This window comes from Streptomyces sp. NPDC048523 (assembly GCF_043199815.1).
Taxonomy (GTDB): domain Bacteria; phylum Actinomycetota; class Actinomycetes; order Streptomycetales; family Streptomycetaceae; genus Streptomyces.
On the sequence record NZ_JBICWQ010000003.1, the window covers coordinates 288,611 to 307,215 of the forward strand.

19 protein-coding genes and 1 pseudogene are annotated in these 18,605 nt (G+C 71.8%); 15 read left to right on the forward strand and 5 right to left on the reverse strand.

Going from position 1 to position 18,605, the window contains the following annotated elements; translation table 11 throughout:
* Positions 1–17 precede the first annotated feature (17 nt).
* Positions 18–983, reverse strand: coding sequence for a tetratricopeptide repeat protein (locus ACGFWE_RS17175; RefSeq protein ID WP_393600347.1), 966 nt, complete (start codon positions 981–983; stop codon positions 18–20).
* A gap of 66 nt (positions 984–1,049) precedes the next feature.
* Positions 1,050–1,205 (reverse strand): annotated as a pseudogene (locus ACGFWE_RS17180) (DUF397 domain-containing protein); the annotation flags it as partial.
* Between the two features lie 8 nt (positions 1,206–1,213).
* Between ACGFWE_RS17180 and ACGFWE_RS17185 the strand changes: the two are divergent.
* Complete coding sequence (locus ACGFWE_RS17185) at positions 1,214–1,621, forward strand: ATP-binding protein (protein ID WP_393600348.1); 408 nt, start codon at positions 1,214–1,216, stop codon at positions 1,619–1,621.
* 15 nt (positions 1,622–1,636) lie between these two features.
* Here ACGFWE_RS17185 and ACGFWE_RS17190 read toward each other — a convergent pair whose 3' ends face one another.
* A complete protein-coding gene (locus ACGFWE_RS17190; protein ID WP_393600349.1) occupies positions 1,637–2,260 on the reverse strand; it encodes a histidine phosphatase family protein in 624 nt (207 codons plus the stop codon).
* Between the two features lie 766 nt (positions 2,261–3,026).
* On the opposite strand from ACGFWE_RS17190, the gene ACGFWE_RS17195 reads away from it, so the two are divergent.
* The 8 genes from ACGFWE_RS17195 to ACGFWE_RS17230 all read left to right on the forward strand — a co-directional run bounded on the left by ACGFWE_RS17195 (position 3,027) and on the right by ACGFWE_RS17230 (position 10,184).
* The gene (locus tag ACGFWE_RS17195) at positions 3,027–3,287 is read left to right on the forward strand and encodes a hypothetical protein (protein WP_352389210.1); all 261 of its coding nucleotides are present in this window, start codon (positions 3,027–3,029) and stop codon (positions 3,285–3,287) included.
* A 30-nt stretch (positions 3,288–3,317) separates the two neighbouring features.
* Complete coding sequence (locus ACGFWE_RS17200; RefSeq protein ID WP_352389209.1) at positions 3,318–3,689, forward strand: holo-ACP synthase; 372 nt, start codon at positions 3,318–3,320, stop codon at positions 3,687–3,689.
* A gap of 901 nt (positions 3,690–4,590) precedes the next feature.
* Positions 4,591–6,024, forward strand: a complete 1,434-nt coding sequence (locus tag ACGFWE_RS17205) for an NAD(P)H-hydrate dehydratase (RefSeq protein WP_393600350.1) — start codon at positions 4,591–4,593, stop codon at positions 6,022–6,024.
* Positions 6,025–6,137: 113 nt separating this feature from the next.
* On the forward strand, positions 6,138–6,761 hold the full coding sequence (locus tag ACGFWE_RS17210; RefSeq protein ID WP_393600351.1) for a M23 family metallopeptidase: 624 nt from the start codon (positions 6,138–6,140) through the stop codon (positions 6,759–6,761).
* Between the two features lie 113 nt (positions 6,762–6,874).
* Positions 6,875–8,044, forward strand: a complete 1,170-nt coding sequence (gene alr / locus ACGFWE_RS17215; protein ID WP_393600352.1) for an alanine racemase — start codon at positions 6,875–6,877, stop codon at positions 8,042–8,044.
* Positions 8,045–8,128: 84 nt separating this feature from the next.
* Positions 8,129–9,382: an alpha/beta hydrolase gene (locus tag ACGFWE_RS17220; protein WP_352389204.1), complete on the forward strand. Its 1,254-nt coding sequence runs from the start codon at positions 8,129–8,131 to the stop codon at positions 9,380–9,382.
* On the forward strand, positions 9,354–9,860 hold the full coding sequence (gene tsaE, locus ACGFWE_RS17225) for a tRNA (adenosine(37)-N6)-threonylcarbamoyltransferase complex ATPase subunit type 1 TsaE (RefSeq protein WP_352389203.1): 507 nt from the start codon (positions 9,354–9,356) through the stop codon (positions 9,858–9,860). The genes ACGFWE_RS17220 and tsaE overlap by 29 nt, the downstream gene beginning before the upstream one ends.
* A gap of 150 nt (positions 9,861–10,010) precedes the next feature.
* Positions 10,011–10,184: a hypothetical protein gene (locus ACGFWE_RS17230; protein WP_393600353.1), complete on the forward strand. Its 174-nt coding sequence runs from the start codon at positions 10,011–10,013 to the stop codon at positions 10,182–10,184.
* A 53-nt stretch (positions 10,185–10,237) separates the two neighbouring features.
* Here ACGFWE_RS17230 and ACGFWE_RS17235 read toward each other — a convergent pair whose 3' ends face one another.
* On the reverse strand, positions 10,238–10,789 hold the full coding sequence (locus ACGFWE_RS17235; RefSeq protein WP_352389201.1) for a hypothetical protein: 552 nt from the start codon (positions 10,787–10,789) through the stop codon (positions 10,238–10,240).
* A 176-nt stretch (positions 10,790–10,965) separates the two neighbouring features.
* Between ACGFWE_RS17235 and tsaB the strand changes: the two genes are divergently transcribed.
* Genes tsaB through ACGFWE_RS17255 form a run of 4 tightly spaced genes read left to right on the forward strand, consistent with a single transcriptional unit; the run spans position 10,966 to position 13,475 of the window.
* On the forward strand, positions 10,966–11,622 hold the full coding sequence (gene tsaB / locus ACGFWE_RS17240; RefSeq protein ID WP_352389200.1) for a tRNA (adenosine(37)-N6)-threonylcarbamoyltransferase complex dimerization subunit type 1 TsaB: 657 nt from the start codon (positions 10,966–10,968) through the stop codon (positions 11,620–11,622).
* Positions 11,619–12,149: a ribosomal protein S18-alanine N-acetyltransferase gene (rimI, locus tag ACGFWE_RS17245; protein ID WP_352389199.1), complete on the forward strand. Its 531-nt coding sequence runs from the start codon at positions 11,619–11,621 to the stop codon at positions 12,147–12,149. Before tsaB ends, rimI begins: the two co-directional genes overlap by 4 nt.
* Positions 12,142–13,227 carry a tRNA (adenosine(37)-N6)-threonylcarbamoyltransferase complex transferase subunit TsaD gene (tsaD, locus tag ACGFWE_RS17250; protein WP_352389198.1) on the forward strand — a complete coding sequence of 362 codons (1,086 nt, stop codon included), beginning with the start codon at positions 12,142–12,144 and terminating at the stop codon, positions 13,225–13,227. Before rimI ends, tsaD begins: the two co-directional genes overlap by 8 nt.
* Positions 13,224–13,475, forward strand: coding sequence for a hypothetical protein (locus tag ACGFWE_RS17255; protein ID WP_352389197.1), 252 nt, complete (start codon positions 13,224–13,226; stop codon positions 13,473–13,475). Before tsaD ends, ACGFWE_RS17255 begins: the two co-directional genes overlap by 4 nt.
* Positions 13,476–13,484: 9 nt before the next feature.
* Here the strand turns inward: ACGFWE_RS17255 and ACGFWE_RS17260 are convergent, their stop codons facing one another.
* Positions 13,485–15,785, reverse strand: coding sequence for a glycoside hydrolase family 3 N-terminal domain-containing protein (locus tag ACGFWE_RS17260; RefSeq protein WP_393600354.1), 2,301 nt, complete (start codon positions 15,783–15,785; stop codon positions 13,485–13,487).
* Between the two features lie 128 nt (positions 15,786–15,913).
* Between ACGFWE_RS17260 and ACGFWE_RS17265 the strand changes: the two genes are divergently transcribed.
* Entirely contained in the window at positions 15,914–16,978 is a 1,065-nt protein-coding gene (locus ACGFWE_RS17265; RefSeq protein WP_393600355.1) for a LacI family DNA-binding transcriptional regulator, read from the forward strand.
* 269 nt (positions 16,979–17,247) lie between these two features.
* Positions 17,248–18,591 (forward strand): endo-1,4-beta-xylanase, encoded by a 1,344-nt coding sequence (locus tag ACGFWE_RS17270; RefSeq protein ID WP_393600356.1) that lies wholly within the window; start codon positions 17,248–17,250, stop codon positions 18,589–18,591.
* Positions 18,592–18,605: the final 14 nt, after the last annotated feature.

The following is an 18,605-nucleotide window of genomic DNA, read 5'->3' on the forward strand; positions in this document are numbered from 1 at the left end:
GTCGGGTGTCGCCTTCCTCAGCGCGTCGCCGACGCGGCGGTGCGGTACTCCGTGAACCGGGTCTTCCAGTCGGGCAGGTACCGCCAGAAGGACTCGTGGGCGGTGTCGCCCAGGGCGGCGAAGTGCGGGGCGGCGTCGCCGAGATGGCCGCCGAGGGAGAAAGCCAGGGCGAAGGTGCTGTGGCTCTCGGTCCAGTGCCAGTCGCGGCGGTGGTCGGGGTGCAGGACGGACGCGCGGGCGGCGCGGCGCAGTTCGTCGCGGACCGATACGTCCCGCAGGTACTCGGTGGCCTCGGCGGTGTCCTGGTGGTCCTGGTGGTCCGCCCAGTGCTCGATGTGGGCCTCGGCGACCAGGACGCCGGAGTGCGATCCCTCCGGCGCGGCGCTCACACACTCCTGGGCGAAGCCGTGCGCGGCCTCCCACGAACCGCCCCGCTCGGGGCACAGCTGCTGCAGCAGGTGCGACTGCGCGCGGAAGTGGTGCGGGTGGTGCTCCGTGAGCCGGTCGTAGCGCCGGCGGGCCTCGGACTGCCCCAGCGCCAGCCCACGGGCGGTCGCCAGCCGGGCGGTCCACGCCGGGACGTACGCCGGCTGCTCCGCACACACCTCGATCAGCAGCCGCTCCGCCTTGCGCAGCCAGTCGCGGGACAGCTCGGCCTGGTCCCACGAGAGGTCCTCGGCGAGGCCGCGGCCGCGGGCCCGCCGGCCGAGGTGGATGTACCGCTCGGCGAGAAGGGTGCGGGGGAGTGGGTCGGTGGGCTCTGTTTTCGCCGCCTTCTCCAGGTACCACTCGGTCCGGTCGATCCCGGCGAGGAGCGCCGCCGCGAAGGAGACGTCGACAGGGGAGGAGATCTCCTCGAAGAACGCCCGCGTGGCCACCCAGTCCCCGTCCCACCCGGCGGCGCGGAGCGGTTCGAGTTCGGGCACCGCGTCGAACGGGTCGGTGATCGGTGGTGCGGTCCCGCCGACAGTACTTTCGCCCATACGACGGTCCCCCTGGCCTGGCCGATACGCGGTGCTGCGCAGGCTAGCAGGAGGGGTTACGCGGGGTTACTGAGTTAGGGGGGTGGTCTTGAGGGCGTCGATGAAGGCGGTGAAGGTGGGGGTGGGGAGGATGAGGGTGGCTCGGGTGGGGGCTTTGGAGTCACGGATGGATACGTGGGTGGGGGAGTTGGCTATCTCGACGCATTCGTTGCCTGAACCGGAGTTGACGTATGCCCGAAAACGAACCCTGGGAGTACACCCTGTACATCCCCAACGACCTCCGAGCCGTCACCGTCGCTCGCCGCACCCTCCGCCTGATCCTCACCCTGCACGGCCTGATCCGCCTGACCGACACCGCGGAGCTCCTCGCTGCGGAGTTGGTCTCGGACGCCGTACGCCATACAAAGGGACCAGCCGCACTGCGGGTGCGCTGGTCGGCGGGCGTGCTGCGGATCGGGGCGTGGGACGCGGACCCCGAACCTCCCGAACCGCCGGGGGAGTTCGACCTGTTGGGGGAGGCGGAGGAGGGGAGGGGGCTGGCGCTGGTGCGGGCCTGCGCGGATCTGTGGGGGTGGCAGCCGCTGGCCCGGCACGGTAACCGGGGGAAGTACGTGTGGTGCGAGCTGGCCGCGGCCTGAGCGGTGGTGGTGCGTTCAGATGTGCTGCTCGGGAGGGAAACCGGTCCAGCGCAGCTCGGTGGGCAGGTGTCTCATGTCGTTGGCGACAAGCACGGAGGCGGCTCGGCCGGGCGCGTATCGGATGACCGTGAGTGCCGCGTTCGCGTGGTTGAGGCCGAGCCAGCGCCACTTCGGGGCGTGCAGGGCGTCCCGGACGAGCCAGGCGACGAGGAAGTTATGGGTGACGACCAACTCGTGGCGGTCCTCCTCGCCGTCCACCGGTCCGGTGAACAGGTCGAGTGCCTGACGCGCCAGCACGGCGCCCTGCTCCCGTTCCTCGTCGGTGGTGTCGGCGAGGAAGCGGAGGTAGAAGTCCGATGCTTCGGGCGGGAGTTCGTCCTTCTGGGGGACGTAGGGCACGTAGTCCCCCGCGACTTCCGAAGTGAGTAGGGGAAGGTCCTTCAGTTGGTCGTGGATCAGGCGGGCTGTCTGTGCCGCACGCGGCAGCGGGCCGTGGTGAACGGCCGTAAGGGGGATGTCCCGAAGACGTCGGCCGAGCAGTGTGGCCTGCTGTCGGCCCGCCGGGGTCAGCCCGCTCTCGTCCGGCAACGCCTCGCCGTGCCGGGCGAGATAGAGGTAACGGGTGGCTGTGCCGGTCATCGCGGGCTCCTCTGTGAGCGATCTCCTGGACCTGTATACCTGGCGTGATCATGGTCACTTTGGCCTGGGGAAAGAGGGCGAGGCCCTTGTGGGCTGCGTAAAGGCCGCATAAAACTCTCTTCGCTCTTGGTTCCTGATCGTGGGAGGTCCCGTGCGTCCGGCACGTCCGCCTGGTGTCGTTGCCGCCTTCGGGCTGGCCACAGTCCTGACGCTCCTGTGCGTGGGCGGATGTTCGGCCGATCCCCAGGATGTGGACGGTTCGCCGACGAGCTCGGAGTCCTCGACGGCGGATGCCCTCAAGGGCAAAACCTCGGTGTCCCCTTCCCCGAGCGCATCCCCCTCCGCGTCTCCCACGCCTTCGACGACCACCCCGTCCGCCAAGTCCACGCCGACGCGGCGGGCACCGACTTCCTCATCTCAAGTGGGCGGGTCGGGCGGATCAACCCGTGCCGGTGGTTCCGGTACGACGGGCGGTGGGTCGGGTGGCGGCTCCGGCACCGTTCCCCAGAACCCCAACCGCGGCCAGAATCCTCCGCCCGCGCCGCCCCGGCCGTCCCCCACTCCGGAATGGACTTCCGGCGCCTGGCAGCCCGGCGACCCTGTGGAGACGACCGCTCCGGTAATGACACCCAGCCAGGGCTGACCCGCGAGGGGAACGTTTCGGCGCTGCTCGAAAGGGTGAACGTACTCCGGGTTTTCGGCTGGGCCGGTCGGTGATCGATCTACCTTGCGCAAGACCCCAGCCGGAGAGAAATGGAATCGGATCATGTCGTTCGTCAGCTACTTCCCCGGCCGGGGGACGGTTCGTGAGACGGCCTACGTGGAAGGAAGGACGGAAGGCGAGGCCAAGGGGATTCTGTCCGTGCTGGAGGTGCGCGGCATCCCCGTGACCGACCGTGTGCGCGAGCGCATCACCAGCTGCACCGATCTCGACCGCATGGACACCTGGCTGGAGCGTTCCCGCACGGTCGAGCGGGCCGAGGACCTGTTCGACGAGGACGGAAGTGCCGACAAGCCGATCTCGTGACCGGCGCCGAACGGATCGTAGAGTGCCCGGATGAGCATCATCGGGGTCGGTATCGACGTAGCCGAGATCGAGCGGTTCGCGGCGTCGCTGGAGCGTACGCCCGGCCTGGCCCAACGGCTCTTCCGGGACGACGAGTTGCTGCTGCCCGGCGGGGAGCGGCGGGGTGTCGCCTCGCTGGCGGCGCGGTTCGCCGCGAAGGAGGCCCTGGCGAAGGCGCTCGGGGCCCCCGCGGGCCTGCACTGGACGGATGCCGAGGTCTACGTCGAGGACAGCGGGCAGCCGCGGCTGCGGGTGACCGGGACGGTCGCGGCGCGGGCGGCGGAACTCGGGGTGCGGTCCTGGCACGTGTCGCTCAGTCATGACGCGGGGGTGGCGTCGGCGGTCGTGATCGCGGAGGGGTGACGAACGGGTTCGGGGTGGCGGTCGCTCCTGCCGTACTTCTTGCGGAGGCCGGCGCACGGCGGTGACCGCACGGAAGAACGAGAGGACCTGGTGCACACGGGAACCGACAACTCCGGTCGCACCACGCTGGGTTCGGACTGGTTCCACCACACCGCGCCGGGGCTCGCGTCCACGACGACGAACGGTGTCGACACCGGATTCATCCGTGAACCGGCGGGCATTTGGAGTCCATGACGACTGGGGGGAAGTCCTACTCCTGCCTCACCGACGCCACCGGCCTGCCGCGCACGACACCGACCCCGACCCCGACGGCAATGCACGCAGCTGGTGGAAAGTACTCTCCAGTCGAGAATGGCCAGGATGCGCTGATATTCATCGCCGCTTTCGCTGTGATGGTTGGTGTGCTGTACGTCGTTTCTCGTAGACGGAGATTGCGGACCCATGACGGGCACCCCCTTCGTATGCGGCCCGCGATAAGAGAGGTGGGCATCTTTTCCGCGATCTTGATCGTGGGAGGGATAGGCGCGTGCGTCGCGGGGACGGTAACCGGCGATGTCGTGCCGGTCTCACTCGGAGCGATCGCCGCGGTCAGTGGGGTGGTTCTGGCAGACCTCGCCTTCCTGGGCCATCGGAAGACCCGTGAGTCTTAGGGGTCGTAGCGAATCTCGTGCTCATCGTCTTTGTGGGCCGCGAAAAGACAGGGGGGTATATGACTGATCCGACGGTCCTGGTCGTTGTCCTCGTGGGGCTCGTCGTCTACGGCCTCTCTCGGAAGAGGCGACGCTGACAGTCGCGCCAGGGTCGAGTCCCTCGTGCTGGTTCTCTACGTCGCCGACCGGGACGGGCGGTGAGGACGGGCCGGGGTGATCGTGGCGAAGGGTTCTGCGGCAGACTCGATCCCATGCGTACTGCGTACAACGTGGAGACGGTCAGGACCGCCGAGCGGGAGCTGATGGCACGGCTTCCGGAAGGCGCGCTGATGCAGCGGGCGGCTGCCGGACTCGCCGCCGCCTGCGCGGACTTGCTGGGGCGGGTGTACGGCCGACGGGTCGTGCTGCTCGTCGGGAGCGGGGACAACGGCGGTGACGCCCTGTATGCCGGAGCCCGGCTGGCGCGGCGGGGGGCCGGGGTCGCTGCCGTGCTGCTCGCGCCCGAGCGGGCCCATGGCGGGGGGCTCGCGGCGCTGCGGCGGGCGGGAGGCCGGACGGTGGCTCCGGGCGACGCCGAGGAACTCATCGAACGTGCCGATCTCCTCCTCGACGGCATCGTCGGGATCGGCGGCAAGGGCGGGCTCCGCCCCGACGCGGCGCGGCTTGCCGAGGTCGCCGAGCGGTCCCGTGCCGTCGTCGTCGCCGTGGATCTGCCCAGCGGGGTCGACGCCGACACCGGTGAGGTGCGCGGGGCGGCCGTACGGGCCGACCTGACCGTCACGTTCGGGACGCACAAGCCGGGGCTGCTGATCGATCCCGCGCGGGAGTACGCCGGGTCGGTGCGGCTCGTCGACATCGGGCTCGCGCTCCCGGAGGAGGCCGAAGCGGAGGCCCTCCAACACGCCGACGTACGGCGGCTGTTGCCCGTGCCGGCCGGGGAGAGCGACAAGTACCGGCGGGGCGTCGTCGGGATCGCCGCCGGGTCCGCGCGCTATCCCGGGGCCGCCGTGCTCGCCGTGTACGGGGCGCTGCGGGGCGGCGCCGGGGCCGTGCGGTACGTCGGGCCCGCCGGGGACGCCGTGATCGCCCGCTTCCCCGAGACGCTCGTCTCCGACCGGGGGCCGAAGCAGGCCGGGCGGGTCCAGGCGTGGGTGGTGGGACCGGGGGCCGGGGACGACGCCTCGGCCGTCGCGGAGGTGCTGGCGTCGGACGTGCCGGTGCTCGTCGACGCGGACGGGCTGCGGCTCGCCGACCGGGACGCCGTACGCGCGCGTACCGCGCCGACGCTCATGACCCCGCACGCCGGAGAGGCCGCCGCGCTCCTCGGGGTGGCGCGCGAGGAGGTCGAGGGGGCCCGGCTGGCCTCAGCGCGGGAACTTGCCGGGCGTTACGGCGCGACCGTGCTGCTCAAGGGCTCGACCACGCTGGTCGCCGACGCGGGCGGCGGGGCCGTACGCGTGAACCCGACCGGGACGGCCTGGCTGGCCACCGCCGGCAGCGGGGACGTCCTGTCCGGCCTCGCGGGGTCCCTGCTCGCGTCCGGGCTGAGCGCCCTGGACGCCGGCAGCGTGGGCGCGTACCTGCACGGGCTGGCCGGACGGTTCGCGGCCGACGGGGCCCCGGTGGGCGCCCACGACGTGGCCGAGGCCGTACCGGCGGCCTGGCGGGACGTCACGGACGCGTGACCCGGGGCCATTGGGCCCGGCAAACGGGCGAGTCACCGCGAACTACTACCTGATGGGACCAATACCGGTCGGTCGAATATGCGGAGCCGAAAGAGCGATGTTTCGCTGGCCGCATGGATGAGCCAAATATACGAGGCACCACCCGGCGTGAATTGCTGGGAGGAGCGGCAGTCGTTCTGGGGAGTCCCGTTCTCGGTTTCCGCGGGGACAGCCCCGAACCGTTAGAGGAAGAGCACGACGGGAACTGCGGCAGCGACTACGACGCGGAATACGAGGAACTCCTCGAGTCCGCCGAGGACGTCGAGGTCAGCGACCGCTCCCTCGCAACGGCCAAGTGGACTCGCCCCATCCGGAAGCGGGCCAGAGTGACCATGCGCTACCGCGTGCGGGGAAACTGGCTGGCCGGATACCACACCGGAGTGGATCTTGCCGTGGCCAAGGGAACCCCGGTTTACGCGGTGGGCACCGGCGTCGTCGTCCTGGCCAGCTGGTCGGGGTCGTACGGAAAGGCCGTGACGATCAAGATGAGCGATTCCCGGTACGTGCTCTACGCCCACCTCTCGCGCATCTCCGTCGCGCGCGGTGCCAAGGTCAAGGCCGGCACCCGCATCGGGAGCAGCGGCGCCACCGGGCGCGCCACCGGCCCGCACCTGCACTTCGAGGTGCGCTCCCGCCGCCCGTACGGCTATGACATCGACCCGGTGAAGTACCTGGCCCGGCACGGTCTGATCCTCTGACTCACGCGTAAGCCACGCGTAAGCCATGCATAAGCGCACAAGGCACGCGTGACCGTGCGTCCCGGGACGTGCTCATCGGCGGTGTCAGTCGCCTCTGAGACACTGGGGGCGCCATGAACGAGACAGCAACCGCCCCGACCGCACCGCTGCGCGCCCGCGCCGAGATCGACCTGGCCGCGCTGCGGGCCAATGTGCGGGCCCTGCGCGCCCGCGCGTCGGGGTCCGCCCTCATGGCCGTGGTCAAATCCGACGCGTACGGCCATGGCGCGGTGCCCTGCGCCCGCGCCGCGGTCGAGGCGGGGGCCGGGTGGCTCGGGACCGCCACGCCGGAGGAGGCTCTGGCACTGCGCAGGGCGGGGCTGCCCGGGCGGATCATGTGCTGGCTGTGGACGCCCGGCGGCCCCTGGCGCGAGGCGATCGAGGCCGACCTCGACGTCTCCGTCAGCGGGATGTGGGCGCTGCGGGAGCTCGTCGCGGCGGCCCGCGAGGCCGGCGTACCCGCGCGCGTGCAGCTCAAGGCCGACACCGGCCTCGGGCGCAACGGCTGCCAGCCCGGCGAGGACTGGGCGGAGCTGGTCGCCGAGGCCCTGCGCGCACAGTCCGAAGGGCTCCTGCGCGTCACCGGCCTCTGGTCGCACTTCGCCTGCGCCGACGAGCCGGGCCACCCCTCCATCGCCGCCCAGCTCACCCTCTTCCGCGAGATGCTCGCGTACGCCGAGGGCCAGGGCGTGCGCCCCGAGGTGCGGCACATCGCCAACTCGCCCGCCACCCTCACGCTTCCGGAGAGCCACTTCGACCTCGTCCGGACCGGCATCGCGACCTACGGCATCTCGCCGAGCCCCGAGATCGGCGACCCCGCCGACTTCGGACTGCGCCCGGTGATGACGCTGTCGGCGTCGCTCGCGCTGGTCAAGCGCGTTCCGGCAGGCCATGGCGTCAGCTACGGCCATCGCTATGTCACCCCGGGTGCCACGACCCTCGGTCTCGTGCCCGTCGGATACGCGGACGGCATCCCCCGGCACGCCTCCGGCGCCGGGCCGGTGCTGGTCGACGGCAAGTGGCGCACGGTCGCCGGGCGGATCGCCATGGACCAGTTCGTCGTGGACCTCGGCGGCGACGAGCCCGCCACCGGCACCCGGGCCGTGCTCTTCGGCCCCGGCGACCGGGGCGAGCCCACCGCCGAGGACTGGGCCCAGGCAGCGGGCACCATCGCCTACGAAATCGTGACCCGCATCGGAACGCGCGTTCCCCGCGTCTATGTGAATGAGGGACAAGCGGGGTAACCGCAACAGTGCGCGTCAGATCAGCCAGTCCCGCAACACCGGTATCACCCGGCCCTTGAACGACCCAGCGAACAGGAGCGGTACGTGAGCGAGAGCAGTGCGGAGGCCGTCGTCGACGCCGCCGCTTCGGTGGCCCTCGCCTCCGCTACGGCGGCGGGTGGCGGGTGGCGCCGGGCGACCGGGGTCGCCGGCGCCGCGATAGGCGTGATCGCCGCGGGCGCCGCGGCGGGTGTCGCCCTCGAGCGGCTCACCGTCGGACGCGGCATGCGGGAGCGGGCCCGGCTCGCCCTCGACTCGACCGGGCCGTACGGCGCAGTGCGCGGCACCCCCGGCAAGGCGCAAGCCGACGACGGCACCGAGCTGTACTACGAGGTCGACGACGTCGATCCGGAGGCCGCTCCCGCGCTGTCGCCGCGCCGGCGCCGGCTGTTCGGGCGCAAGGCCCCCGCTCCCGTGACGGTCGTCTTCAGCCACGGCTACTGCCTCAGCCAGGACTCCTGGCACTTCCAGCGCGCGGCGCTCAGGGGTGTCGTACGGACCGTGCACTGGGACCAGCGCAGCCACGGGCGGTCCGGGCGTGGTGCCCGGCAGGTGCGGGACGGAGTGCCGGTCGACATCGAGCAGCTCGGGCGCGACCTCAAAGCCGTCATCGACGCGACCGTCCCCGAGGGCCCGATCGTGCTCGTCGGTCACTCCATGGGCGGAATGACCGTCATGGCTCTGGCCGACCAGTACCCCGAACTGATCCGCGACCGGGTGGTCGCGGTGGCCCTGGTCGGTACGTCGTCCGGGCGGCTCGGCGAGGTCAACTTCGGGCTGCCCGTCGCGGGCGTCAACGCCGTACGGCGGGTGCTGCCGGGCGTCCTCAAGGTGCTGGGGCAACGCGCCGACCTGGTGGAGAAGGGCCGACGGGCCACCGCCGACCTGTTCGCCGGGGTCATCAAGCGCTACTCCTTCGCGTCCCGGGACGTCGACCCGGCCATCGTCCGGTTCGCCGAGCGGATGATCGAGGGCACCCCGATCGACGTGGTCGCCGAGTACTACCCGGCGTTCGACAATCACGACAAGACCGCCGCCCTCGCCCACTTCGTGGACAAGCCGGTGCTCGTGCTCGCCGGAGTGGGCGACATGGTCACGCCCAGCGAGCACAGCGAGGCGATCGCCTCCCTGCTGCCGGAGGCGGAGCTGGTGCTGGTCCCCGACGCCGGGCACCTCGTCATGCTGGAACACCCGGAAGTGGTCACCGACCGCCTCGCCGACCTGCTCACCCGCGCGGGGGCGGTACCCGCAGGGGCTACCGTTGGCGGTTATGGAAGCAGTACCGCGCAACCCGGTTGAGACCGAGCTGACCGTCACCTCCCCCGAGCAGATGCGCGAGCTGGGCCTGAAGCTCGCCAAGCTGCTGCGCGCCGGGGACCTCGTGATGCTCAGCGGGGAGCTCGGCGCGGGCAAGACGACACTGACCCGCGGACTCGGTGAGGGGCTCGGGGTGCGAGGGGCCGTGACCTCGCCGACCTTCGTGATCGCCCGGGTGCATCCGTCCCTGGGGGGCGGACCGCCGCTCGTCCACGTCGACGCGTACCGCCTGGGCGGCGGGCTCGACGAGATGGAGGACCTCGATCTCGACGTCTCGCTGCCGGAGTCGGTGATCGTCGTGGAGTGGGGCGAGGGCAAGGTCGAGGAGCTGACCGACGACCGGCTCCAGGTGCAGATCCACCGCGCGGTCGGTGACACGACCGACGAGGTGCGGCACGTGACGCTGACGCCGGTCGGGGAGCGGTGGACCGCGGCCGACCTCAGCGTGCTCACGGCCTGAGAACCCGTCCGCCACCCGCCCGCCGTGTGAACGTTTCCGACAATCCGTCGGCAAGATATTGCACAGTGCGTCATGTGCGTGGTCACATGGTACCCAGCTCGTGGTTAGGTCTACCTAACCACGCCCGCCCCCGAACTCCTGGAGGCGTCCATGTCGGCCACCGAGAACCGGCCCCAGCCGCAGCCGTACGTGCTCGTCGGCGGTGTGTCCATGCGTGATCTGCTGGCGTCCTGCGCGGCCGCGGAGGCCGTCTCCACACCGCCGCGACTGCCCGACCCGGGGACGACACGGACGGCCGCCGCCGAGCGCCCCAAAGCGGCCTGAGTCGCCCAAACCGGCCTGAGCTCCAAACCGGCCTGAGCCCCGAAGCGGCCGAGTCAGTGGATGACCGCGACCTTCGCGCCGATCGTCGCGAAGGCCCACATCGCGTCGCCGTCCTCGCGGGACTCCCGGATGCCGCCCGTCGGCACCGTGGTCGCGGCGGGAGCCGGACGCCCCGCCTGCTCCACGGCCGAACTGAAGCCGATCGCCACGCCGTCGATGCTCGTGAAGCGGACCACGTGCTCGATGGGCGTGCCATCGGTGCCGGTCACGGAGTTCGAGCGGGAGGTCACCACGTAGACGCCGGGGGCGGGGTCGATGGTGCCGGGGATGACCTGGAAGGTGCGGGTGACCTGGCCGCCGGCGTTGACCAGCCAGACACGGTTGTCGTCCAGGGAGTACACGACACGCTCGCCGGCGCCCGAGCCCGGCGGCAGCGCGGCGGGGTTGCGCTCGTCGCGGGGGACCTTCGAGGTGACGGCCGCGGGGACACTGCTGGTGTGCGCCCTGGTGGGGACCGTCGCGGAGGCCTGGTAGGCGAGGAAGCCGACCGTCGCGAGGGCCGCTGTGGTGAGGGCGGTCACGAAAGCCGCGTTGCTGGTTGCCACCGGTCACCTCTCGAGTACTTGGTCCTGATTTGTGGCGACCGTAGCAGGTCGTCGAGGGGGTGCCGTGCCGTCGTGGCTGGTCGCGCCCGCGCGCCGGAACCGTAGGCCGTCACACCCCCGAGGGTCAGTAGCGGCCTGCGGCCACCCGGGTCCTCCCGGAGCCGTAGGCTGTTTGCGTGCTCTTGCTCGCTCTGGATACCGCCACCCCCGCCGTGACCGTCGCCCTGCATGACGGGCGGGACGTCGTCGCCTCGTTCAGTCAGGTGGACGCGCGCCGGCACGGGGAGCTGTTGTTGCCGGCCGTCGACCGGGTGCTCGCGGACGCGGGGGTGAAGCTGGACGCGGTCACCGGGATCGTCGTGGGAATCGGCCCCGGGCCCTACACCGGGCTGCGCGTCGGGCTCATGACCGCCGACACCTTCGGGCTCGCGCTCAAGATCCCCGTGCACGGGGTGTGCACCCTGGACGGACTCGCCTACGCGGCCGATGTCGGCGACGGCCCCTTCGTCGTGGCGACCGACGCACGGCGCAAGGAGGTCTACTGGGCCACCTACTCCGACCCCCGCACCCGCGTGAGCGATCCCGCGGTCGACCGGCCCGCCGACATCGCCGGGCAGGTCGAGGGGCTGCCCGCGGTCGGCGCCGGGGCCCTGCTCTACCCGGACACCTTCCCCGACGCCCGCGAGCCCGAGCACGTGTCGGCCGCCGCGCTCGCCGCCCTCGCCGCCGAGCGCATCGAGGCCGGGGCGGAACTGCCCGCCCCGCGCCCGCTGTATCTGCGGCGGCCGGACGCGCAGGTGCCCAAGAACTACAAGGTGGTCACCCCCAAGTGACCACACCCGTGATTCCTGTGCTGCGCGAGATGCGGTGGTGGGACATCGAGCCCGTCCTGGAGCTGGAGCGGGACCTGTTCCCGGAGGACGCCTGGTCCCGGGGCATGTTCTGGTCCGAACTCGCACACTCCCGGGGCCCCGAGGCGACCCGGCGGTTCGTGGTGGCCGAGGAGGGCGAACGGATCGTCGGATACGCCGGACTCGCCTCCGCGGGCGAGCTGGCCGACGTCCAGACGATCGCCGTCGCCCGCGACCACTGGGGCACCGGACTCGGGGCGACGCTGCTGACCGAGCTGCTGCGGGCCGCGACCGCCTTCGAGTGCGCCGAAGTGATGCTGGAGTGCCGGATCGACAACATCCGCGCCCAGAAGCTCTACGAGCGCTTCGGCTTCGAGGCCATCGGGTTCCGGCGCGGCTACTACCAGCCGGGCAATGTGGACGCCCTGGTCATGCGGCTGACCACAGCATCCGACAGCGGCTCCGCCGAGCGACCGACATCAGAACGAGGAACCGAGATCAATGGCTGACGAACCGCTTGTCCTGGGCATCGAGACCTCCTGTGACGAGACCGGCGTCGGCATCGTCCGGGGTACCACCCTGCTGGCCGACGCCATCGCGTCCAGCGTCGACGAGCACGCCCGGTTCGGCGGCGTGGTGCCGGAGGTGGCCAGCAGGGCGCACCTGGAGGCGATGGTGCCGACCGTCGAGCGCGCCCTGAAGGAGGCCGGTGTCTCCGCGAAGGACCTCGACGGCATCGCCGTCACCGCGGGTCCCGGACTCGCCGGTGCGCTGCTCGTCGGGGTCTCCGCCGCGAAGGCGTACGCCTACGCGCTCGGCAAGCCCCTCTACGGCGTGAACCACCTCGCCTCCCACATCTGCGTCGACCAGCTGGAGCACGGGGCGTTGCCCGAGCCGACGATGGCGCTGCTGGTCAGCGGCGGTCACTCGTCGTTGCTGCTGTCCTCGGACATCACCTCCGACGTACGGCCCATGGGCGCGACCATCGACGACGCCGCCGGCGAGGCCTTCGACAAGATCGCCCGGGTGCTGAACCTCGGCTTCCCGGGCGGCCCGGTCATCGACCGGTACGCGCGCGAGGGCGACCCGTCGGCGATCGCGTTCCCGCGCGGACTGACCGGGCCGCGCGACCCGGCGTACGACTTCTCCTTCTCCGGGCTGAAGACGGCGGTGGCCCGATGGATCGAGGCCAAGCGGGCCGCGGGGGAGGAGGTGCCGGTGCGTGACGTGGCGGCCTCCTTCCAGGAGGCGGTGGTGGACGTGCTGACCCGCAAGGCCGTGCGGGCCTGCAAGGACGAGGGCGTCGACCACCTGATGATCGGCGGGGGCGTGGCCGCCAACTCCCGGCTGCGGGTCCTCGCCCAGGAGCGCTGCGAGGCCGCCGGGATCCGCCTGAGGGTCCCGCGTCCCAAGCTGTGCACCGACAACGGCGCGATGGTCGCCGCCCTCGGCGCCGAGATGGTGGCCCGCAACCGCCCCGCCTCCAGCTGGGACCTCTCCGCCGACTCCTCCCTGCCGGTGACCGACCCCCATGTGCCGGGCCACGACCACGTGCACGAGGTCAGCAAGGAGAACCTCTACTCGTGACGGTCGCGTTGATGTGGGAGGCCCGCGCGGTCGAGGGCCGGGGCGACGACCTGCTCGCCTGGGCCCGCCGACAGGAGCTTGCCGTACGGCCGTTGCGGCGGGAGACCTTCCGGGCGCCGCAGGGCCGCGTCCTCGTCATCACGTGGTGGGACGCGGCCTACGACGCCGAGCTGCCCGAACTACCGGAGCCCGACGGTGAGTTGGCGGCAAGGGCGGTGCACCGGTGGCGGTTCGAGTCGGTGGAGTGACGGCGACTGCTACGACACCTCCGTCTCGCAGCGCAGCCGGCGGTCCGCGCCCAGCTCCCGCACCGGGCCCGTCAGACGCAGCCGTGCCGTGTGCTTGACCTCCGCGCTCGACGCCGACAGCCGTAGCTCCAGATCGCCCGGTTCGACGATCCGGCGGCCCTTGCGGTCGGTGAACGCCGACAGCTCCGCATGGAAGCGGAAGGTCACGCGCCGGTACTCGCCCGGCTCCAGCTCCAGCCGCTGATAGCCGATCAGCCGGACGTCCGGGCGGGTCACCGAGGCGACCGGGTCGTGCAGATACAGCTGGACGACCTCGGTGCCCGCCCGGTCCCCCGCGTTGCGCACGGTCAGCGACACGTCGTACGTGCCGTCCGGGCCGATCTCCGCCGGCGCGCCGCCCGTGAAGTCCTCCCACGCGAACTCCGTGTAGGAGCGGCCGTGTCCGAAGGCGTACAGCGGGGTCGGGTCCAGGTTGCTGACCTCGCCCGCGAGGCCGAGGGGCGGCTGGAGGTAGGTCCACGGCTGACCGCCGGGCACCCGCGGCACGCTCACCGGAAGGCGGCCCGAAGGGTTGACGCGGCCCGACAGCACTCCCGCCACCGCCGGGCCGCCCTCCTCCCCGGGGAAGAAGGCCTGGACGACCGCGCCGAGCCGGCCGTCCCAGCGGCCGAGCGCATAGGGGCGGCCGGTCAGCAGGACCAGCACGACCGGGACGCCGGTGGCGACCAGCGAGTCCAGCAACTCGCCCTGCACGCCCGGCAGTCGCAGGTCCGTCACATCGCAGCCCTCGCCCGAGGTGCCCCGGCCGAACAGGCCCGCCCGGTCACCGAGCACCGCCACACAGACGTCCGCCTCGGCCGTCCGGGCCACCGCCTCCTCGAAGCCGCTGGTGTCCGGCTCGTCGACCCCGCAGCCCTCGGTGAATGTCACCTTGGCGTCGGGGAGTTCGGCGCGTAGCGCGTCCAGGACCGTCGGGATCTCGATGCCCATGGGGATGTCGGGGTGGTGGGTGAGGACATGGGAGGGGAAGGAGTAGCAGCCCAGCATCGCGAGGGCGTCGGCGGCGCGGGGGCCGACGACCGCGATCCGAGTGTCCGGGGCCAGCGGGAGCAGGCCGGCCGGGTTGTCCAGTAGGACCACCGACTCCTCGGCGAGGCGGCGGGCCAGGGCGCGGTTCGCCGTCGAGTCGAGATTGATCCGCTCGGTGGGCTCAGGGGTCCAGTCCTCGTCCAGGAGGCCCAGCTCGCACTTCTGGAGCAGGACCCGGCGGGCCGCCCGGTCGATGAGCGACTCGGGGACCTCGCCCGCGCGGACGGCCTCGATCAAGGGGGTGCCGTAGCACTTGAGGGTCGGCAGCTCGACGTCGAGGCCCGCCGCGAGGGCCGCGTGCGCCGCGCCCGCCTCGGTGCCGGCGATCCGGTGCTGGGTCTGCAGGAAGCCGACGCCGAAGTAGTCGGCGACCACCGTGCCGGTGAACCCCCACTCCTCGCGCAGCAGTTCGGTCAGCAGGCCGGGGTCGGCGGAGGCCGGGACGCCGTCGGTGTCGGTGTAGGCGGCCATCACCGAGCGGGCCCCGCCCTCGCGCAGGGCGAACTCGAAGGGCGGCAGGGTGATGTCGGCGAACTCGCGCACGCCCGCCCGCACGGGGGCGAGGTTGCGGGCGCCGGCCGAGGAGGCGTACCCGGCGAAGTGCTTGAGCGTGGCGACGATCCCGGCCGACTCCAGGCCGCGGACGTAGGCGGCGCCGATCGTGCCCACCAGGTACGGGTCCTCGCCGATCGTCTCCTCGACCCGTCCCCAGCGCGGGTCGCGGACGACGTCCAGGACGGGGGCCAGACCCTGGTGGACGCCGACCGTGCGCAGGTCGCGGCCGATGGCACCGGCCATCTCCTCGACCAGTTCGGCGTCCCAGCTCGCTCCCCAGGCGAGCGGGACCGGATAGGCGGTGGCCCGCCAGGTGGTGAAGCCGGCCAGGCACTCCTCGTGCGCGAGCGCGGGAATGCCGAAGCGGCCGGCGTCGGTGATACGGCGCTGGGCGCGGGCCAGTGCCTGCGCGCCCAGCGCCGGGTCCACGGGGGCGGTGCCGAAGGGCCGGGTGAGCTGGCCGAGCCCCCGGGTGATCAGCTCGTCCCAGTCGTAGTCGGCGGTCATCTCGCGCTGGAGGGGGGCGACTCCGTCCCCGTCCGCGCTGGCGCCCACCCACACGCCGTAGAGCTGGGCGGTCTTCTCCTCCAGGGTCATCCGGGAGAGGAGGTCGTCGACGCGGGCGGAGGCGGTCAGGGCGGGGTCACGCCAGGGCGCGGTGGTCATGTAACTCCTGTCGGGCTCGACTGTCGGGCCGACTTCGCGAATGTTTCGACATTTAATCCGAATGTTTTGGGAACCTAGGGCCGCACGGAGGGTTCGTCAAGAGGTCGTGCAGGGATACGATCGCCGCCATGACGCCCCCCGAGCCCGCTGAAACCCGGACGACTTCCCCGACGGCAGGACGGTCGCCGCAGACGGCCACGCTGGCCGAGATCGCCCGCGAGGCGGGTGTGTCGGCGCCGACAGTTTCGAAGGTCCTCAACGGCCGGGCCGACGTCGCGCCCGCGACCCGCGCTCGCGTCGAGGACCTGCTGCGCGCGCACGGCTACCGGCGCCGACGTGCCGAGGCGAGCCGTTCGCCCCTGATCGATCTGGTCTTCCACGAACTGGAGAGCGCGTGGGCGATGGAGGTGATCCGGGGTGTGGAGAACGTGGCCCGTGACGCCGGGCTCAGTGTCGTGCTGAGCGAGAGCGCGGGGCGGCTCACCCCCGGGCGCACCTGGGCCGACCAGGTCGCCGCCCGCCGCCCGCACGGGGTGGTCCTCGTACTGTCCGGGCTCGACGAGTCCCAGCGCGCGTTGCTGGGCAGCAGATCGATCCCGTTCGTGGTGATGGACCCGGCCGGGGATCCGGGCGCCGACGTGCCCTCCATCGGCGCGACCAACTGGCAGGGCGGGCTCGCCGCGACCCGCCACCTGGTCGAGCTCGGGCACCGCAGGATCGGCGCGATCAGCGGGCCCTCCCGCATGATGTGCAGCCGCGCCCGCATCGACGGCTACCGGGCCGCCCTGGAGACGGCGGGGCTGCCCGTCGACCCCGACCTGATCATGGCCGGTGACTTCCACCACGAGACCGGCTACCGCCAGGGCCTGGAACTGCTGCGCCGTCCCGACCGGCCCACCGCGGTCTTCGCCGGCAACGACCTCCAGGCGCTCGGCCTCTACGAGGCGGCCCGCGAGCTGGGCCTGCGGATTCCGGAGGACCTGAGCGTGGTCGGCTTCGACGACCTTCCGGTGGCGCCCTGGGTGGGCCCGCCGCTGACGACCGTACGGCAGCCGCTGACCGAGATGGCCGAGGCCGCGGCCAAGCTGGTGCTCGACCTCGGCAGGGAGGGCGGCAGCCCGGCGGCGACCCGGGTGGAACTGGCGACGAGCCTGGTGGTGCGCAGCAGTACGGGGGCACCTCCGGCGGTTTGACCGGGGCGGGTACGACACGGACCGCGCTCCGGCCGACGGACCCCGCGTCAATGGCTTGGTGGTGCTCCTTGTGGGGCGGCCGGGGGTTTGTCGTGGCTGGTCGCGCAGTTCCCCGCGCCCCTGGGTGGGACATCGCGGCCGGTGCCATGGGCTTCGGGTGCCGCGGTACCGCTGAGGCCCGGGAGTGGCTATTGACGGGTGGGGTGCCTGCGCCCACACTCCTCCGAAGCCAATCGGTTGCACGACCGAAACTTTCGGAGGCGCCCGCAATGAGATCTCTGAGAACCGGCTTATCCCTTGTGTCCCTCCTGAGCGGCCTCGCGCTGCTCGCCCCGGCCCCCACGGCGAGCGCCGCCGACGTACCCCTGCGCGAGCTCGCCGCCGCCAAGGGCAAGGTCATCGGTACGGCCGTCACCGGGTCCAAGCTCACCGGCACCTACGGCGACCTCGCCGGGGCGCAGTTCAACTCGCTGACCCCCGGCAACGCCATGAAATGGGGCTCGGTCGAGCCGAGCCGCGGCAGCTACAACTGGGCCGAGGCCGACCAGATCGTGAACTTCGCCGAGGCCCACGGCCAGCAGGTGCGCGGCCACACCCTGGTCTGGCACAACCAGAACCCGGACTGGCTGACCAACGGCACCTGGACCCCGGCCCAGCTCAGCCGGCTCCTGGACGACCACATCGCGCTCGAAGTGGGCCGCTACAAGGGCCGGCTCGCCGCCTGGGACGTCGTCAACGAGCCCTTCAACGAGGACGGCACCTACCGCCAGACCCTCTGGTACAACGGCCTCGGCACCGGCTACATCGCCCAGGCGCTCACCGCCGCCCGCGCCGCCGACCCGGCCGCCAGGCTGTACATCAACGACTACAACGTCGAGGGCGTCAACGCGAAGTCCACCGCCCTGTACAACCTGGTCAAGTCGCTGAAGGAACAGGGCGTCCCGATCGACGGGGTCGGTCTCCAGGCCCATCTGATCGTCGGCCAGGTCCCCGCCACGCTCCAGCAGAACATCCAGCGCTTCGCCGACCTCGGGGTGGACGTGGCGATCACCGAGCTGGACATCCGGATGACGCTGCCCTCCGACAGCGCCAAGCTGACCCAGCAGGCCGCCGACTACAAGGCCGTCATGAACGCGTGCGTGGCGGTCGCGCGCTGCGTCGGCGCCACCGTCTGGGGCTTCACCGACTCCGACTCCTGGATCCCGAGCACCTTCCCGGGCCAGGGCGCGGCGACGCCGTACGACGAGAACTACGCGCCGAAACCGGCGTACCACGCGATCGCGGAGGCGCTCGGCGGTACCACCACCCCTGAGCCGACGGGTGCGTGCAGTGCGGTCTACAGCGTGACCAGTCAGTGGAACACCGGCTTCACGGGGCAGGTCAAGATCTCCTGCTCGGGTGCCGCCCTGTCGTCCTGGAAGGCCGGCTGGACGTACGGCGCCGGGCAGCGGATCACCCAGGCCTGGAACGCGATCTGCACCCAGTCCGGGACCGCGGTCAGCTGCTCGAACGCGGCCTACAACGGGACGGTGCCGGACGGCGGCTCGGTGACCTTCGGATTCAACGGCTCGTGGAGCGGCAGCAATCCGGTTCCGGTCGTGACGCTGGGTTGAGAAGTCTGAGATTT

What these genes read in the sequence shown, in the direction of transcription:
- ACGFWE_RS17175 (WP_393600347.1), bottom strand. Translation starts at nt 983, where the DNA reads ATGGGCGAAAGTACTGTCGGCGGGACCGCACCACCGATCACCGACCCG.
- ACGFWE_RS17185 (WP_393600348.1), top strand. Translation starts at nt 1,214, where the DNA reads ATGCCCGAAAACGAACCCTGGGAGTACACCCTGTACATCCCCAACGAC.
- ACGFWE_RS17190 (WP_393600349.1), bottom strand. Translation starts at nt 2,260, where the DNA reads ATGACCGGCACAGCCACCCGTTACCTCTATCTCGCCCGGCACGGCGAG.
- ACGFWE_RS17195 (WP_352389210.1), top strand. Translation starts at nt 3,027, where the DNA reads ATGTCGTTCGTCAGCTACTTCCCCGGCCGGGGGACGGTTCGTGAGACG.
- ACGFWE_RS17200 (WP_352389209.1), top strand. Translation starts at nt 3,318, where the DNA reads ATGAGCATCATCGGGGTCGGTATCGACGTAGCCGAGATCGAGCGGTTC.
- ACGFWE_RS17205 (WP_393600350.1), top strand. Translation starts at nt 4,591, where the DNA reads ATGCGTACTGCGTACAACGTGGAGACGGTCAGGACCGCCGAGCGGGAG.
- ACGFWE_RS17210 (WP_393600351.1), top strand. Translation starts at nt 6,138, where the DNA reads ATGGATGAGCCAAATATACGAGGCACCACCCGGCGTGAATTGCTGGGA.
- alr (WP_393600352.1), top strand. Translation starts at nt 6,875, where the DNA reads ATGAACGAGACAGCAACCGCCCCGACCGCACCGCTGCGCGCCCGCGCC.
- tsaE (WP_352389203.1), top strand. Translation starts at nt 9,354, where the DNA reads ATGGAAGCAGTACCGCGCAACCCGGTTGAGACCGAGCTGACCGTCACC.
- ACGFWE_RS17230 (WP_393600353.1), top strand. Translation starts at nt 10,011, where the DNA reads ATGTCGGCCACCGAGAACCGGCCCCAGCCGCAGCCGTACGTGCTCGTC.
- tsaD (WP_352389198.1), top strand. Translation starts at nt 12,142, where the DNA reads ATGGCTGACGAACCGCTTGTCCTGGGCATCGAGACCTCCTGTGACGAG.
- ACGFWE_RS17260 (WP_393600354.1), bottom strand. Translation starts at nt 15,785, where the DNA reads ATGACCACCGCGCCCTGGCGTGACCCCGCCCTGACCGCCTCCGCCCGC.
- ACGFWE_RS17265 (WP_393600355.1), top strand. Translation starts at nt 15,914, where the DNA reads ATGACGCCCCCCGAGCCCGCTGAAACCCGGACGACTTCCCCGACGGCA.
- ACGFWE_RS17270 (WP_393600356.1), top strand. Translation starts at nt 17,248, where the DNA reads ATGAGATCTCTGAGAACCGGCTTATCCCTTGTGTCCCTCCTGAGCGGC.